Source organism: Ornithinibacillus halotolerans, assembly GCF_014637405.1.
GTDB lineage: Bacteria > Bacillota > Bacilli > Bacillales > Amphibacillaceae > Ornithinibacillus > Ornithinibacillus halotolerans.
Genome location: NZ_BMEY01000031.1, coordinates 16741 through 34897, shown reverse-complemented (window position 1 = coordinate 34897; position 18157 = coordinate 16741). Strand labels below are relative to the sequence as shown.

Annotated in this window: 15 protein-coding genes; 3 read left to right on the top strand and 12 right to left on the bottom strand. The window is 36.6% G+C overall.

Translation table 11 applies throughout. From position 1 onward, the window contains the following. Positions 1-459 precede the first annotated feature (459 nt). The 6 genes from celB to IEV35_RS19210 form a co-directional block, all read right to left on the bottom strand. Complete coding sequence (gene celB / locus IEV35_RS19235; protein ID WP_229740823.1) at positions 460-1815, bottom strand: PTS cellobiose transporter subunit IIC; 1356 nt, start codon at positions 1813-1815, stop codon at positions 460-462. Between the two features lie 21 nt (positions 1816-1836). Beyond that, positions 1837-2346 carry a hypothetical protein gene (locus tag IEV35_RS19230; protein ID WP_188386283.1) on the bottom strand — a complete coding sequence of 170 codons (510 nt, stop codon included), beginning with the start codon at positions 2344-2346 and terminating at the stop codon, positions 1837-1839. An 80-nt stretch (positions 2347-2426) separates the two neighbouring features. After that, on the bottom strand, positions 2427-2750 hold the full coding sequence (locus IEV35_RS19225; RefSeq protein ID WP_188386282.1) for a PTS cellobiose transporter subunit IIB: 324 nt from the start codon (positions 2748-2750) through the stop codon (positions 2427-2429). Between the two features lie 51 nt (positions 2751-2801). Beyond that, entirely contained in the window at positions 2802-4241 is a 1440-nt protein-coding gene (locus IEV35_RS19220; RefSeq protein WP_188386281.1) for a glycoside hydrolase family 1 protein, read from the bottom strand. A gap of 63 nt (positions 4242-4304) precedes the next feature. Continuing rightward, positions 4305-4610, bottom strand: a complete 306-nt coding sequence (locus IEV35_RS19215; protein ID WP_188386280.1) for a PTS lactose/cellobiose transporter subunit IIA — start codon at positions 4608-4610, stop codon at positions 4305-4307. Positions 4611-4838: 228 nt separating this feature from the next. After that, positions 4839-6776 carry a BglG family transcription antiterminator gene (locus IEV35_RS19210; protein ID WP_188386279.1) on the bottom strand — a complete coding sequence of 646 codons (1938 nt, stop codon included), beginning with the start codon at positions 6774-6776 and terminating at the stop codon, positions 4839-4841. A gap of 208 nt (positions 6777-6984) precedes the next feature. Between IEV35_RS19210 and yidA the strand changes: the two genes are divergently transcribed. Continuing rightward, entirely contained in the window at positions 6985-7815 is an 831-nt protein-coding gene (gene yidA / locus IEV35_RS19205; RefSeq protein ID WP_188386278.1) for a sugar-phosphatase, read from the top strand. Between the two features lie 860 nt (positions 7816-8675). Here the strand turns inward: yidA and IEV35_RS19200 are convergent. Beyond that, positions 8676-10058 carry a 6-phospho-beta-glucosidase gene (locus IEV35_RS19200; RefSeq protein ID WP_188386277.1) on the bottom strand — a complete coding sequence of 461 codons (1383 nt, stop codon included), beginning with the start codon at positions 10056-10058 and terminating at the stop codon, positions 8676-8678. Positions 10059-10257: 199 nt separating this feature from the next. On the opposite strand from IEV35_RS19200, the gene IEV35_RS19195 reads away from it, so the two are divergent. Further along, positions 10258-11127: a MurR/RpiR family transcriptional regulator gene (locus IEV35_RS19195; RefSeq protein ID WP_188386276.1), complete on the top strand. Its 870-nt coding sequence runs from the start codon at positions 10258-10260 to the stop codon at positions 11125-11127. Positions 11128-11210: 83 nt separating this feature from the next. On the opposite strand, the gene srtD is transcribed toward IEV35_RS19195, so the two are convergent. After that, complete coding sequence (srtD, locus tag IEV35_RS19190) at positions 11211-11828, bottom strand: class D sortase, LPxTATN-specific (protein WP_188386275.1); 618 nt, start codon at positions 11826-11828, stop codon at positions 11211-11213. Positions 11829-12240: 412 nt separating this feature from the next. On the opposite strand from srtD, the gene IEV35_RS19185 reads away from it, so the two are divergent. Continuing rightward, positions 12241-13134 (top strand): glycine betaine ABC transporter substrate-binding protein, encoded by an 894-nt coding sequence (locus IEV35_RS19185; protein ID WP_229740822.1) that lies wholly within the window; start codon positions 12241-12243, stop codon positions 13132-13134. 70 nt (positions 13135-13204) lie between these two features. On the opposite strand, the gene IEV35_RS19180 is transcribed toward IEV35_RS19185, so the two are convergent. From IEV35_RS19180 to IEV35_RS19165, 4 genes are all read right to left on the bottom strand, one after another. Further along, positions 13205-13678: a hypothetical protein gene (locus tag IEV35_RS19180; RefSeq protein WP_188386274.1), complete on the bottom strand. Its 474-nt coding sequence runs from the start codon at positions 13676-13678 to the stop codon at positions 13205-13207. An 80-nt stretch (positions 13679-13758) separates the two neighbouring features. Beyond that, on the bottom strand, positions 13759-15099 hold the full coding sequence (locus IEV35_RS19175; RefSeq protein WP_188386273.1) for a hypothetical protein: 1341 nt from the start codon (positions 15097-15099) through the stop codon (positions 13759-13761). Next, complete coding sequence (locus IEV35_RS19170; protein ID WP_188386272.1) at positions 15092-16417, bottom strand: hypothetical protein; 1326 nt, start codon at positions 16415-16417, stop codon at positions 15092-15094. Before IEV35_RS19170 ends, IEV35_RS19175 begins: the two co-directional genes overlap by 8 nt. A gap of 113 nt (positions 16418-16530) precedes the next feature. Then, on the bottom strand, positions 16531-18138 hold the full coding sequence (locus IEV35_RS19165) for an FAD-dependent oxidoreductase (RefSeq protein WP_188386271.1): 1608 nt from the start codon (positions 18136-18138) through the stop codon (positions 16531-16533). Positions 18139-18157 lie beyond the last annotated feature (19 nt).

Below are 18157 nucleotides of genomic sequence, written 5' to 3'. Positions count from 1 at the left end.
TTGATGTAGTGGTCGGGAAACCAACTATATCTTATCACGAAGAGAGGCCTTTTTTAATTTTAATACCACGCTATAAGCTCTCCGGAACCCCCGGCATAGCCAGGGGTTTTCAAATGACATAATAAAACCGTACCACATATAGTGCTACGGTTTGATGAGGGATGGAATATAACCTAATTAAGGGTAGTAAATTATGAACGATCACCACATTAGCCCCGGAAATATACGGAGACTCCAGCAGGAGGAAAGGCATCGGTGAGACCCCACAGTGCGCTAGCACGAGGAGGCTCACCAGCCGCCTGCGGAAAGCGAAGTATATTTCCGGGGCGGGTTAGATGCGCTCACTTTAATGTTCAGTTTTACTTTTGTTAAAATCAGTTATACCCCATCCACAATTAAAACTATTTCTAATAAACTAGAATGATATATTACAAGTTATTTTTCATCTCTTCATATCAATTAAATTAAAGATTCTTCCCCTTGCTCTTGTTTCACTAGTTTACTATCGTACATCTTAATGAATGGAAGCCATACGATAAACGCTACTAGAGCACAGATAATTGCTACGATAATTGCCATAAATGATCCACCTGTACTAATAAATGCACCAGCACCTAATGGAGTTGGCCAAGGCATCATCGCAATAACTGCTGGAATAATTTCTAACTTAATAGCGAAGTAACCTACTGTCGCTGCAGCCATTGGCGCAAGGAAGAATGGAATTGCTAAGAACGGGTTATAAACAATTGGTAACCCAAAGATAATTGGTTCATTAATATTAAATAGTCCAGGAGCAAGTGATGCTTTACCTAGTACTTTTAATTGTTTTGATTTAGCAGCGAATGCGATAAATAATACTAAACCTAATGTAGCACCAGAACCACCAGCTGTTACGAATGCATTACTGAATTCACCAGCGAATGGAATGTTTGAACCATCAATATTCGATTGCATATTTGCTAGGAAGATTGGTGTTAAGAATCCCATAATAATCGTTGCTCCATGGATCCCTACAATCCAAAGTGCACTAATTAGGAAGTAAATGACCATCGTACCTGCCCAACTATGCGTTAAGTTAACAACGAATCCGAATGGAATGGCTACAAGTTTAAAGATATCTGTACCTAATGCAATTAAAATACCGTTAAGAATTAATACGACAAATGCAACTAAAAATGCTGGAATTAATGCAGTGAATGAACGAGATACCCCTTCAGGAACTGCTTCTGGCATTTTAATAACCCAATTTTTCTTCACACATAGTCGATACAATTGAACAGAAATAACAGACATGATAATAGCTGTAAATATTCCGATTGCTCCTAGGCGACTAACACCATCGGCAACCATTTCCCAACCATGAACAATGATATTACCTTCTTCAAGTGAATGAACTAAAGACATTTTTCCATCTTCTAAAACAATTTGTGGAACAGTCATAAAGAAAGCAAATAAGGAAAGTAAAGCACCATTCAATGGGTTTAGATTTAAGTCTTCTTCTTCAGCGTAAATCTTCGTATACTCATAACCAATTACAAGGCCAAAGTATAATGCTAATATACCCATCGTAGACTTATTCGCTAACATATATAAGTCACTTACTTTAAAGAACGTACTATTGTAGAAACCTTCTAAAAATGTAAATGTTAAAGGTAAAACGTTAAATACTAGGAACATAGATCCTACGATTACAAATGGAATGGAAGCCATACCCGCTGCCATTACCGCACGTACAATACGGAAGGAAGCAACTTTTCCCATGGGACCTAGTAGATATTTTTCTAAAAACGCAAACATTTTGTTTTCGTTTTCCATCATATTTCCCCTTTTCTGTGTCTATTTTTTATTAATGATCGCTTCGTATTCTTTAATTCGTTGATAGTGCTTGTCCTCATTTCGCTTAATCTTGTTTAGGCGTTTAACGAGAATCAAACTGAATAAAATCCCTATTACTAAAAAGAATGTAACAAATAATTTAGACGGTACTTGATCAATTAAGAACGGATACAACTTTGTAAACGTTGAAGAAAAATAAGTCGGTAATAGTAAAGCTATATTTGTTATTAGTTGAAACATAATACTAAATTTTGTCAGTTTCGCATCGTTCGTATGACTACTGTATAATTTCACTTGTTCGTAAGCAGCAATCACAAATACGATTAAAACAGCTAACGGGATAATGAATAGTGATGAATCGCTCATGACCAATGAAATTAACCAGTATAAATTTGTAAAAAAGAATAAGGCAGAAACATAACGTACTAGTAAATAGCGATTAAAGTACATCGTTTTTACACTTAATTTTTTTCTGTTTTGTTCATAGAGTGCCATTCCATCCGTTTTCATAGTATCCCTCTTTTACTAATTTAGCTCTTCGCTACTGGCAATCTAGTAGCGAAGAAGCGTTTTATATTTACTTTCATCTATTATTCTTTCGGAAGTCCTTCTAAGATAACGTTAGCTAATTTTTCCACACCCATTGGAATTGGAACATACGCTTGTGGTGGGATGTTAATAACAGGCTTACCTGCACGGTCACCAGTTTCTTTTAATTTTTTATAGTACATTTTTGTTTGTGGGCTAACTAAGAATAATTCAAAATCACTTGATTCAATCTTTTTCGCACCATCATTGGAACCAGTAGCATCGATTAGAATATCATGCCCTTTTCCTTTCAAGTATTCCATTGTCTTCTTAGCCATTAATGAAGATGACATACCACCTGCACAAATAATTAACGCCTTTCTCATGTTACATACCTCCAAAAATTTTATTTGTTAGTTTAGAAAACCTTTATCGTTTTATAGATTTTCTCCATTACTTTCAATAACTTCTTTATACCAATAAAAGCTCTTCTTCTTGATGCGACGAAGATCATGTTCGCCTTCTTCATGTTGGTTTACGTAAACAAATCCGTAACGCTTTTGGAATCCATTTAACCAGCTTAAAAGATCCGTGAATGACCATACACAATAACCAATCATTTCCACACCATCCGTAATTGCTTCTTGTACTGCTTTTAAGTGGGTGCGAATATACTCGATACGATAACCATCTTGAATCGTACCGTCTTCTTCTACTTTGTCATATTCACCTAAACCGTTTTCACTAATTAGAATAGGTAATCCATAACGATTCGTAATGCGACGAAGGCCAATACGTAGTCCTTGTGGATCGATATTCCAATCCCAGTTCGTGCGCTCTAAGTTCTCGTTCGTAATGGTTTTAAATAGTCCAGGAATACCGGTATCTTCCATTGTTCCCTTTTTCCCTGTCGTATTAAAAGTTCCTTCCATTGTCACACCATCAAGTGGGTTTTTCTCAAACGTTGTTGTTTGGTAATAATTCACACCCATAAAGTCAGGCTTTCCTTCTTTTAATAAAGCAAAATCGCCTTTCTCAACTTGTGGAGCTAATCCTTTACGTTCCAGATACTCCCAAGATGCTTTTGGATATTCTCCCCATGCATAGACATCCATCCACCAGTGATTCGATAATTCTTCTGCATTTTCTGCTGCAAGAATATCTTCTGGTTTTGATGTAGCAGCATAAGCTGGTGAGTAAGCAAAGCTCGGACCAATTTTTCCGTCTGGTACATACGTACGGAACTCTTTAATCGCTACAGCGTTCGCTAAGCTCGCATGGTGATTCACTTGATAAAACAACTTATCATCTTTCACACCAGGTGGGTGCATGGCTGTTTGGTAGCCAAGTCTTGTGAAGATATTTTGTTCATTTAAAGAAACCCAATATTTCACGCGATCGCCGTATGCTTTATATAAAGTAATACAGTAATTTCGGAAATCCTCTACGATTTCTCTTGATTCCCAACCACCATACTTATCTTGAAGTGCTTGTGGTAAATCCCAATGGTAGATTGTTAAAATCGGCTCAATGTTATGCTCTAATAACTCATCAATTAAGTCATTATAAAATGCAAGCCCTTTTTCGTTTACTTCTCCACTTCCATTAGGGAAGATTCGTGCCCAAGCTACTGAGAAACGGTATGTCTTCATTCCCATTTCTGCCATTAGCGCAATATCTTCTTTATAGCGATGATAATGATCAACCGCTACATCACCATTTGTTCCTTTGAATGTTTTACCAGGAATTCGTACAAATTTATCCCAGTTCGATACTCCTTTTCCATCTACATCCCATGCCCCTTCTACTTGGTAGGCTGCTGATGCTGCACCCCATAGGAAGTTTTCTGGAAAGGCTTTTAAATTTTCATGTAACAATTGCGTTCCACTCCTTCGTATGAAACTTTTTTGTAACCACTTTCATTTTTAAGTTTAAATCAATTAGTTAATTTTCTGGTGAAGCGCTACAATTTCACGACCAAGGTCTAAAACGGTCATCGCATTCATTAAATGATCTTGCGCATGAATAAGTAATAAACGAATTTCTGTCTTTTCCCCACGTGCTTCCCCTTGGATTAGGTCTGTTTGTGCGCGGTGTGCTTTTCCTAACTCTTCATTTGCTTCTTCTAATTTTTTCTCAGCAGCTTCATAATCATCTGCTTTCGCTAGTTCAATGGCTTCCATTGCTAAACTACGAGCATTACCGCCATTTAAGATAATATTAAAACTAATTTCTTCTATACCCATCTTGTTCCCTCCTGAAGTAAAGAATTAGATTATCATTTCATTTTTTCTCTCTCTTGCTATGTCTTTATCATAAACTGAAAACGCATACACTTGAATCCATACTTTTTCCTTTGCGTAACGGAAAAGGGTATATGATATGGAAAATAAGAGGATTGGATTTGGTAAAACATAAAAAAGGGCCCCGCCAGCAACTATGCTAACGAGCACCCTTTGTACACGCATACAACATTATCTATCGTAACTTCTATTTAATGTCTCAATAAATTCCTTTTTATCCTTACAGGAAATTAACTGTTTTACAATCTGTTCATTTTCGATAATGCTAATTAAATATTCATACATCCCTTGTAAGTTCGTATCATGTTTACCAATACTTAAGAGACAAACGAATTGGACTCGATTCCCACTCCATTCAATCGGTCTTTTCAATGTACAGATTGTCCAAAATGTTTCTTCGGTAAAGGATTCCATCGGATGGGGCATCGCTACCAGATTACCAAAGCTTGTTGGTGACAACTTCTCCCTTTCAATAACCGATGCTCCGAAATCACTAGTTACATATCCAGCATCTTCAAGTTCATGTACTAAAAATTTGATTACCTTCTCTTGCGTTCCTAAGTCCTCTTGTAGAAAAATAAGGTCCTCTTTTAAATAGGTAATCTTATTTTCATTTCGGTCATGTAAATATTGTTCAATTTTCATAAAGTCGTCTGAACCTAATATCGTTCTTACATAAACAACAGGAACGGGTACCTCTTCCTCTATCGGAATAGTTGTAATGATAAAATCGATATTCTTCAACGGCGTCTCATTTAACCGATAATATTCGATCGTGTCTACAACGATTAGTTGATGAAAATACTTCGCTTGTAATTTGTATTTTAATAACATGGCACTTCCTGTACCCGTCGCACAAACGATCATACAGCGTTTCACATCTTGATTCATCTTCTGTCGTTCCATAGCCACACTAATGTGTAACGCAATATAACCAATTTCATCTTCATCAATATGAACCGCTAGTCTTTCCTCTAACACTTTCCCAGCCAGAATTCCCGCTTCGAACGCTAGTGGATATTTCGCTTTAATCTCTTCTAGCATCGGATTTCTCATATTCATCCCGAATTGTAGTCGGTTAATGGCCGGCTTTAAATGGAGGCTTAAGGAAATATACAGCTCATTATCGTTTTTTAATTGGAGGTGAAAACGGTCATCAATCTTTTGAATAATTTCTTGTATCGTATCCCGTAAATCACGCTCAACAAATGACTCGAACTCTTGTCTATTTAAATTCCTGCTAGCTATTTTTTTCGTACCTAAAAGATGAATGGCAATATACGCAATCTCTGTCTCTGGAAATGAAACATGAAAAGCTGATTCAATTTTCGATACGATTTGTTTAGCAACTTCGTATTCCGTTGTGTGACAAATTCCTTCAAATTCATCAGGCGCAAGCAATACATAATTGCCATCGTGAATTCGTTTACACGCAATCGCAAAATGGATGCTTAAATTATGCAAAGCAACATCTGACATCTCAATATCTGTATGTTTGATCTCTTCAATAAGAATCGATTGAATACGCTTCATATCTTCTTCTGGTAAAATGAAGTCCATCTGATATTCCTTATACATCATTAATTCTTTCCGATTAAAAAGGTATTCGGATAAGCAAAAGCGCAAATTCATTTCATTACCAATTACTTTTACACCATGATATGGTTTGCTCTCGAGTTCAAGCTTAAATGTATTTAAAATTCGTCGTACTTCAATTAAGTCATGTTGTAAGGTAGATTTACTAATATATAAATCATCCGCAAGATCATCTAATTTGATATAGCCATTTTCTAATAATAGCTTTCTAACAATATGATGAACCCGCTCTTCAGGTGTATTCGGTGTTTGATTAGTAGCATGAGAATCATTCGTCATTTCTTGTAAAAATAGTTTAAACTTCTTTTGATCCTTTATTTCTAGTTCATAACCAATTCCTCTCGTTGACTTAATAACCCCACCACTTATTAATAAAATTTCATTAAGTTCCTTTATATCATTCCGGATGGTCCTTGATGTAACTTGAATTCGATTAGCAAGATCATCACTCGTAATAGGTACTTTTGTAGCTATTAATACTTTCAAAATATGAATCATTCGATTGGAAAGCATTTAATCCCTCCGCATCTATTTTATAGAGATAATTCTCCTTACAATCTAGGCAAAAGAAACTAGTCGATACTACCATTTTATATCATTTCATAAGAAATCAACAGTAATTGACGGAATTCGACAATTTCACCAGCAATCTGAATTGATTGCATCCACTATTCTAGAATTCTGTTATAATAAAACTATCAACGAGAGATAGGGGTATTCTATGTATAAATTAATAGCGATTGATATGGATGGCACACTTTTAAATGATCATCATGAAGTACCAAATGATGTAAAAGAAACACTCACAGAAGCCAAACGACTCGGTGTTAAAATTGTACTTTGTTCTGGTCGACCTATTGGCGGGATGAAGAAATATATTGAAGAACTGAACTTAAATGAAGCTGGAGATTATGCCATTGCCTATAATGGGGCTTTCGTACAAGCAACAGATACAAATGAAGTTGTTTCTGAATTATCATTAACACATGATGATTTAGTGAATCTCTACACGGTTAGTAAAGAATTAGATACACCAATGCATTTCTTTGATGCAAAAGGACTTTACACACCGAACGCTGATATTAGTGATTACACGGTTTTAGAATCGTTTTTAAATAAAATACCGTTACATTACCGCCAAGTAGATGAAGTAGACGCTACTACTTCGTTTCCAAAGGTAATGTATATTGATCATCCAGAACAATTAACAAAAACGATCCAATCCCTTCCAAAAGAACTCTATGATCAGTATACAATTGTACAAAGTTCACCATATTTCCTTGAATTTGTTCACCCACAAGCGAACAAAGGAAATGCTGTCAAACAATTGGCAGAAACTCTTGGAATTAAGCAAGAAGAAGTGATGTGTATCGGGGATAATGGTAATGATTTACCGATGATTCAATATGCAGGATGTGGTGTTGCAATGGGCAATGCCATCCCGAAAGTAAAAGACATCGCAGATTTCACGACGAAATCTAATAATGAAAGTGGGGTAGCACATGCTATAAACACACTAGTATTAGAACCATTAAAAGTTAACCAACAATAAAGGGACTGGACATAAGTCCTTGTTCCATTAAAAAGGCCGTTTCTTCTCAATGAGGAAACGGCCTTTCAATTATTTCAAACCAAATCCACTTACTGGATGTGGTACATATACATCTTCCAAGAAAGCAATCTCTTCCGTTGATATGGAAACAGTCATTCAAAATGCTTTTTAGAACCGGACCATTCTTCATTTTAGGTCATTTTCTCATGCAAAATGATGGATGGAACCGCGTCATTCTTCATTTCGGGTCATTACTTCATGCAAAATGATGGATTAAAACGCGCCATTCTTCATTTCAGGTCATTCTCTCAGTCAAAATGATGGATAAGACCGGGCCATTCCTCATTTCGGGTCATTTTTTCATTCAAAATGATAGATGGAACCGACCCATTCTTTATTTCAAGCCATTATATCTTTCAAAATGATGGATGGAACCCCGCCATTTTTCATTTCAAGTCATTCTCTCTGTCAAAATGATGGATAAGACCGGGCCATTCTTCATTTCAAGCCATTACTTCTTTCAAAATGAAGTATTAAACCCCCGCCATTCTTCATTTCAAGTCATTACTTCTTTCAAAATGATGGATGGAACCCCGCCATTCTTCATCTCAAGTCATTCTCTCAGTCAAAATGATGGATGGAACTGCGCCATTCTTCATTTCAGACCATTACTTCAATCAAAATGATGGATTAAATCGCACCATTCTTCATTTCTGGCCATTACTTTATTCAAAATGAAGTATTAAACCCCCGCCATTCCTCATTTCGTCCCGTTCTCTCTCCCAAAATAACGAATTAACAGCTGTCAATATACAAAAACAGGTGCTCTTTCCAGAACACCTGTCACTCTAAAATCTCTATTAAGCTAATTCTCTAGCAATATCGTCTTTCACAGTTACGCCAGCTGCTTCTAATTCTGCGATCTTATCTGCAAACTGTGGAAGATATTTCTTATGGGCGATTAATAGCTCATCGAGAACTCGTTTTGCTGTCTCTCCACTTGGAATTAATGGATTAATAGTAAATGCTTGTAACGCTAGTGCATAATTACCTGTTACTGCAGCTTCTTCTACTACTTGTTCCATATTTTTCATTACTTGTAACCAACCTTTTTCTGCTGCTGGAAGTTCACCAAATGCGATTGGTCTCGCACCTGCAGCACCAATATAAGCAGATACTTCCACAACCGTATCAGCTGGAAGGTCTGGCACAGCACCATTGTTTTTAGTAGATACGACAATATGCGTATTTTTGTTTGCATAGATCGATGCGATTGTTTCACAAGCTGCATCAGAATAATGGGCACCGCCACGTTTCGATAACTGTTCTGGCTTATGATCTAAGTTAGGATCTTTATACAGTTCGAATAATTCCGCTTCAGTTTGTTTTACTTGTTGAGCACGAGTTCCTACCGCTGGATCATTGTATTCCTCAAGCATATGATTCAACATTTCTTCTGTACGGTAGTAATAACGGTGATAGCCACAAGGAATCATATTCATTTGTTTTACCTGGTCAAGGAAGAAAGGTATATCATGAATATTCGCTGGGATTCCCGAATCATTGCTGTACATTTTTTCAATGATTTCACCAGTTACATCATTCCCTTGTAAATCTCTCACACGATGCCAATGGAAATGGTTAATACCTGCAAAGGAATAAACAAGTTCATCTAAAGTTTTGCCAATTAATTCCGGTTCAGCCATCATCGCTCCAACTGGAACATTACATAATCCAAGCACTTTATCCCATTTTCCATAACGGACAACTGCATCAGTCACCATACCGGCAGGGTTCGTAAAGTTAATTAACCATGCATTTGGACATAATTCTTTCATATCTTCTACAATGTCTAAAATAACAGGAATGGTACGGAATGCTTTGAAGATACCACCTGCACCGTTTGTTTCTTGTCCTACCATTCCATAAGAAAGTGGAATACGTTCGTCTTTAATACGTGCATCTAATAAGCCAACACGGAATTGCGTTGTAACAAAGTCAGCATCTTTTAATGCTTCACGGCGATCTAATGTAAGATGAACTTTCACATCATAAGGAGAAGCATCCCACATTCTTTGCGCCATCGTTCCTACCGTTTCTAGTTTTTCTTTTCCATCTTCTATATCAACAAGCCAAATTTCACGAATTGGAAGTTCATCATATCGTTTAATAAATCCTTCCATAAGTTCAGGGGTATAACTACTTCCGCCACCAATGGTTACAATTTTAACACCTTTAGTCATTCATTATTCCTCCTTCAGTTTATATCAACATATTATTTTGTTAAGGCTTTCACAACTACATCTTTATTATAAATCGATATAAAAGAGAAACAACCAATTACCGGGATTATCATTTTCAATTTACAGATTCGTTTACAAAAAATGATTATTTTTGTAAATATCATTTACAAATTGGTATAGTAAACATAGGTGATGCGAAATGTTATTAACGGAAAAAATGAAAGAAGATATCTTTTCCCCTTCGGAAAGAACCATTATTACGTATATGTTCGATAAACTCGAATTAATTCGAGACAAAACAACGAAACAAATCGCAGAAGAAACGTATACACATCCTTCTACGTTAATTCGAATTGCAAAAAAGCTTGGCTACAATGGATGGATTGAACTGAAGGACGATTTTCTTCAAGAGATGGAATATGTCAATAGTCATTTCACAGATGTGGATGCCAATTATCCATTTCATGAACATGATCATCTACTGAATATCGCCAATAAAATGGCCACCTTACACCAAAATACGATTAAAGACACATTATCCCTTTTAAAATATGAGGATTTGCAAAAAGCGACCACGCTATTAAATCATGCAGAGGAAATTAAGATTTTTGGTATTAATAATAACCTAATTCTTTGTCATGATTTCAAAGCACATATGAACCGGATTGGGAAGCGAGTTAGTATTTGTAATGTCGATTCAGAATTTGAAGCAGCAAGTTCAGATGTCCGTACGGTAGCTATTATTATTTCTTATAGTGGGGAAAGTCTTGTCTCCCATAATATTCTGCCATTATTGCAACGAAGAAAAACACCGATTATTGCCTTAACGAGCATTGGGGACAATACATTAAGTAAACAAGCAGATTGCGTATTCCGTATTACAACAAGGGAAAAACTGTATTCCAAAATTGGCAGCTTTAGTTCCAATAACTCCATTGGTTTCTTATTAGATGTGCTCTATTCTTGTGTTTTCTCCAAAGATTATCAAAAAAACCTAGCCTATAAAATACAAATTTCCGAACGATACGACCACCGAAAGAGTACGAATAAGGTGATGGAGGAAGAGTAGAAATACACTGTTAGTTCGATAGAGTAGACTTTTTCATTAAAAAAGCTTGGTGCTACTCCTACTAAGGAAGCACCAAGCTTTCATTACTCTCCCTGCTCCGTCCAAACAGGATGAGCAGTAATGATATACCGATCAGGAGCATCGCCAAGATAATGAAAAGGATAACAAGTTGTTAACGTAAGCACTTCTTCTGGTGCGGTTGGAACAATGATTGTCCGGTCGTCTGCAGGAACAATCTTCGTATGGACGATTTCATACGTAAACTTCCCATAAGGAAGTTGGATAACTAACTTATCCCCCAGTTCTAATTCTCCCATTCTCCGAAACACTGTTTCCCTATGACCAGACAACACAATTTGATCTTTCTGAAGTGGGTAGGTAGTTCCTTTATAATGCCCCACTCCTTTTGCTAATTCATTAGGATCGGTTCCTTCGATGATAGCAAGGTCCGCTTCCAGTTTAGGTATATGTAATACGCCAACCGTCTCTCCTTGTGCAGGGTTAAAATTTTTCGGAAATACAGGTGTATCCTCTTTCCCATTGGTTCCTTTTTCCTCCCCATCATATGCTGGCTTTTCTAGTAGAGACTTCGCATCGGCAAGTGCCCGATTATGATTCACATTGGAGGTAATAAGTTCATAACAACCAATCCCAATAAAGATAATCCCCACAATAATAATGAAGTAAGCTACCTTTTTCATCACAACGCTCCTTTAAAAGTCTATTCCCTTATTCAATACATGGCATTCTACGTGATTTTTCATTTTATTACGTACGTCTCTTTTTTATCAATATAGCATGAGTATGACCTTCTTGCATACTATTTATTACAAAACCCAAACTTTTCTAACTGTTAATTTTAGATCGAAATTTCTACCTATATTTTCCCCTTATCTCAAGAATTAGAGTGATTATCAAAGCATTATTTAGTTAATTAACGTTTTTTGTTTCTCGTGTATCGTACACTCTCTTTATTTCATTTTTATGAACAATAAACAGAAGAAATGCAATTTGCGGCATCTATTATAAAAGACATACCATTAATAAGAAAGCATATTTTTTACCATCTTAGATGCTTGAAAACATGAAAAGAATTTAGAGGAGTGACTATTTTTGTTTAATTGGAAAAAGTTAGGGGTAATCACAGGTTTATCATTATCCCTTGTTGTAGCAGGTTGTAGTTCAGATGAAAATCAAACCGTCAGTGAACAGATGAATTTCGAGATTACGGGTCTAGAACCAGGTGCAGGTCAAACGGAACTGAACAACCAAGTTATTGAAGAATATGAAAATCTTGCCGATTGGGAACAAACAACGTCTTCTACCGGTGCCATGCTATCTGCATTAGATGAGGCTTATCAAAAAGAGGAGCCTATCATGATTACAGCATGGTCACCTCACTATATGTTTGCGAAATGGGATTTGAAATATTTAGAAGATCCTAAAGGAATCTTTGGTCAAGAACAGCATGCAACAACAATTACACGATTAGATTTAAAAGAGGATATGCCAGATGCTTACGAAATTCTGGATCGGATCCACTTTGAAGTACCCGAAATCGAAGCTGCATTACTAAAAGCGAATGAGGAAGGGTTAGAAATAGAAGAAGTAGCACAAATTTGGGTGGAAGAAAATCAAGATACGGTGAATACATGGATCGAAGGCATTGATCCAGTAGATGGTACTTCCATCGATCTCATCTCCACACAATGGGATGAAGTGTTTTTCACTGGGAATGTCGCACGAATTGTATTGGAACAACATGGCTATGATGCGAAATTAACACCAGTAGATCCAGCTGTACTATTTGTTTCCATTGCAAATGGTGAGGCCGATGCATCTCTTTCTCCTTGGATACCAACTACACATGGTGCTTTGTATGAAGAATACGAAGGCCGATTTGAAGATTTAGGAGCAAACTTTGAAGGGGCTAAAATCGGATTAGCAGTTCCAACTTATATGGAAGAAGATTCCCTAGAAGACTTTGAACCAGCAGAGGAAGATTAGTAGATATGGTTATGAATAGGTAATGTAATAGAAAAAGGGTTGTTCTCAGTCCAAAGAACAACCCTTTTCTTTACCCCTTCCGCTTCAAACGATACTCATCCTCATAAAGCATTCGATATACTCTAGTAATCAATATGGCGTTCGTAAGATAAAAAGGAATATATAAAGGAACATCTAATATCGATAACTCTAAAAAATCGGGAAAGAAATACAGAGAAAAAAACAATTGAAACATAAAATATAAGATGATAATCCCTAGGTTCTTCGTAAATCGAAAAATCCATTCGTCATCATCAGACTCGTCATGGAACAAAAATTGAAAAATACTTCGATTATCCAGTAAATATTGCTTGACTAAGAAAAAGGCTAAAAGACCGTAAATTGGTACATGAATAGGTAAAAACAGTACCTTTATCTCATTCAATTCATGCCATAGCCATTCAGTAAATAAATAAAGATACATATAGCAGATAAAAACGACGATATAAAACTTTATCGCCTTCTCTATTTTTCTAGCATTCTCATACTTTTGGGTATTGTCCAACGTTGTCATCATTCCTATCGTTTATCATCAGATTGCCTACTGTAATGTAATAATTCCTTCTTTTTTCGGTAACCTTCACCTTATTGCTTCATTAATACATCCGTTTCCATTTTTCCTAACTCCCCTAAGACAACCTTACCAATTAACTTAAATAAGGAATGCTCGGGACGCAAACCCAATTCCTCCAAGATTGGTTCTACTTTCGCAAGAGGAGAAACCCCACCACATATCGTGGTAAACTTTTCGATAGAAAAATCTGCAAATCCATGTCCACTGACACCTTCATGACGGAGATCTAATAAATGAATCAGTTCCCGGTCATTAAACTGCAAGTAGACATTCACAAAATAACGATCCCGCTCCGATAAATGTTCCATCCCAATGAATGTATGCCCACTTCTATATACCCGTCCACGATGTTTCTTTTCAATACGGGCAATCTCTTCTCTTAACGCTTGGTTATATTTATAAAAATGGCGACTGAACCACCAATTCGGAAAGTCTAATACATATGTTGCATGTTCTCTTTTTTTGAAGTTCGTATGATTCATACTTCGGTCATCATAGTCCCAACCAATCGCATATAATAATGTTTCCTCGACAAGTCGGTAATAAAGGACGATAAAATCAACTAAATCTTCATTTTCATATAGAAACGACGCATAATTGTAAAGGTATTTGATAAATGCTGTTTGATCATAGTGACGAATGCCCTTCATTGATTTTACATAAGCAATTTCTTCTGGATCATTATCTAATGTCCGTAACGTTTCCCCTAAATAATCGAACATATCTAGCTTCGGATTAGATGCCAGTGTCGTTTCTAGTGAAAACAAATTCGTACCAAAATCTAATAAATGATTAATTCGTTTATGATTATAACGGGTCTTCAACATTCGTTTCGCTGATTGATAATTACCAGAATGTAAGAACTCCTGAACATGGTGATAAAACTGATAATCCGACATTCGCTCGGTTACTGGAATGCGAATAAAATATTCTACGGTGAAACCATTCCCCATTAATAACACAGATTGTGCGTGATAATGCTGAAGACATAAATGTGAAAGCACATGCTGAAAACTTCCATTTCCCTGTCCTAAATGAAGATAAATTCGATCATGCTTAGTGATTTCTCTCTTCAATAACTCCAGGAGAAAATCAGAAGTCTGTTCATAGGACATGGTTGCAGATATTGTTACAACTTGTACGGTAAAGTTAATCTCATAAGTAACACGAAAATAGTACTCGATTTTCTCTTTATCTATTTCGTGCCTATCCTCCAGTTGGAACAGGAACAACTGAACTTCCTCAGTATTTTTTTGTTGTTGAAGGATGGTTTCTACCATATCTTCTAAATACGGAAACCTTTCCTGAACTTGATCATTATTCTGCCATTGGTGAAGGATGACCTCAGCCATTTGGAACCACCTGCTTTTCCATTTGTGAACTTACTTGTAGTAAATACTTATTTATTTGGGGAATGTTCTCATCTTCCTCTATTCCTAAATCACGCATCATAATTTTGGAATCAATGGTAAAGCGAAGTTTCGCTTGGTACGGACTAGATTTCATGCCATTATAAGACTTCCAAACTCCAGACGTGTTTACTTGTTTTCGGCTATGCCCAAGAAAGCTTTTGTTCCTTGCTTCTAACGTATTTGTCACATTGGCACTTTTAATATAAAAATATGCCCCGTAATTTCCATCTACTTCCCCAGACAAATATTGCTCATCAAGTTTAGCAAGCTTTTCTAAAAAATGACCTTTCGTAATATTCTTATGGCCAGATGAGTCGTTACTCGTTCGGCCATGTTGGAATAAATAATAGAGGATAGCTTCTCGCACCCGGTAAAAACGGACAAGAAACGATGGCATATCATCAATTTCGATAAACACATCAATTTGACGAAACAATTCTTGTATTCTCGCTAAGTCCTGTTCTGCTTGATTCTGAGATAATAGCCTCATTAATATTGCTTCTGTTGTATTCATGACATCATGATTAGGTAAGTGGGACTTTGCTTCCTTTACATGTGCCAATGCGAGGTCAAAGGAAAAGTTAAACCGGTCCACCATCATCTGTAATAAACACTTTATTCCTTGTACAACTTTAGTTTGTTCAATATCTGTAATAATTTCTAATGCGGCTTGATAATCATGATCAATAATGAAGTTACGAAACTCCGCCATCCAGCTATCCATAGTTTGTTTAATCGTTGTATGTAAAATCTCGACTTGATTATTTTCCCAATAAACAGACGCATAGCGGTTTTCAAACTGCCTGACCCCTTCTAAAAACAAAGTCTGAAATGGGATAGGGTGACCGAAACCAACAATTTGTGCAAATATATCAAATGGATATTTCACCGCCAGTTGATGAACAAGTCGCTCCGCTTCCATTAACATTTCCGTTCCTTTGTATGGGGTTTGTCCTGGAATTAATTGAATGATTAACTCCCATTTCTCACTATCTATCACATCGGACAGGAGGGAATCCAGTTCAGATAGGAGAGAATATGTATGCTTCTTCGGAATCGATTCTTCCATAACAAACCAAACAACAACCGTTCCCTCATCTTGAGGAAACTGTGTTAAAAGTTGGTCTAATCCTTTCGCTTCCATTACAATATCATCTCGGTTAAATTGATAGAAAGGTGGCATCTCTTTCCCTTCTAACGTATGGACTCGTCGAATAAGCCCCGAAAATAAGTACTGCGGGATATAAGTACTAGCCAAACAATCACCCCTTCTTTTCTATAAGACTATTTTACTATTAATATAGCATAAAAGGAGGGGGAACAGTCCCTCTGTGAATCACTTCACAGAGGGACTGTCCCCCCTATCGTACATTATATCCTCATTGTCTCTTTCCCAAATGTCTCTTTCATTCTCTCAATTGGGTCATCTTTAATTGAATCATCCCATTCTAAAACTTGTCCTGCCTGTAACAATTCTTCTCTTAATTCCTCATAATTCACGTCTTGAACAGTAGTTTCCTTTTTAATACTCAAACTTGCTGCTACTGCTGCCGATTGACCTAACATCATAAAGACTGGTTCCATCCTTATCGATCCATATGCGATATGTGAACTGGATAGACATACTGGTACTAGAAGATTGGTGCATTCCTCAGCCTTTGGTCTAATAGATTGATAAGATATGGCAAATGGAGATACAGGAATTTGGATGTCCCCTTCATTCACAACTCTCCCGTCAATAACCACTCTTCGTACATGATGGGAATCCATTTGATACGAGGCTAAACCAATGGAGTCCGCCACAGTCTGCGTACCTAGACAGTTATGATCCGTCATGACATAATCTGAAATCATTCTTCTTCCTTCACGGATATATAACTGATGTGGCCAATGGCCTGTTTCGACAAACTCATCTTTTGGCAATCCCCATTCGGATACTTCATCACGAACAACTTTAGGTACGCGTTTATCATTACTTAAGAAATATAACATCCCTAGATTATACGTAACATGGTCTTGGAAAATTTCTTCACGAGTTTTATACGAACCATCTGGCCAATCGTAATTCATTCCAATATTATCCGAAGAAAATCCACCAAAATTATTTAAATCTGTTTTGCCATTTGGAAGCATTGTATGAAGATTCATCGCATCCCAAAATCCGGCATGTATATAACGTAATAACAACATATATCGATCTGGGTCATAGTTTTTCGGTTTTGGAAAAGGAATTTTATTATCATCATCTCTTGTCAGACAAACCCGGAAATTATATGCCTGAATTCGCTTATCTCCCTGCCCGTTGTATCCTAACAAGTCCATATCTGTTTCGGTAATTCCTTTTAAATAACCACTCTCTTTATTCCCTTCAATTACATAGGGATCAATCCATGTTTCAAACTTATGATGTTGACCGTTAAATTGCACTCCATTATAAATTTCCTTATACGTTGCATTTGATTCTCGGCCGACAAAATAAGAGACATTTGATTTTGCTAATAAATCCCCTTCATAAGTCGCATCAATAAAAACTTTACCCGTATAGGAATTCCCATCTTCCATAATGAGTTTTTTGAGCTCGCCATTCTCCATTACGACTTCTTCCAGGCGCTGCTGATAGATAACTTCAATTTCATATTCCTTAAGCCATTTTTTATAGATTTCCATGGCAACTTTTGGCTCAAATTTATATTGTTTTTCTTCACCATAATATTTAGATACACGATTATAGAACTCCTTTGAAAGTCCACCAAGTGCTGCTTCAGCTCCCAAATCTGTTGCTCCTAGTCCACTTGCAGTCATCCCACCAATAAATCGGCCAAACTCTGCAATAATCACAGATAAACCAGACTTTCTTGCTTGAATTGCAGCTGTAATTGCAGCAGATGTTCCTCCATATATTACTAAATCTCGTTCAAAATGCTCTGGGTTGCTTTTCTTTTCTATCGGTCTATAATAATACAAGTTTTCTAAACTCATTAAAAATCTCCTCCAATAC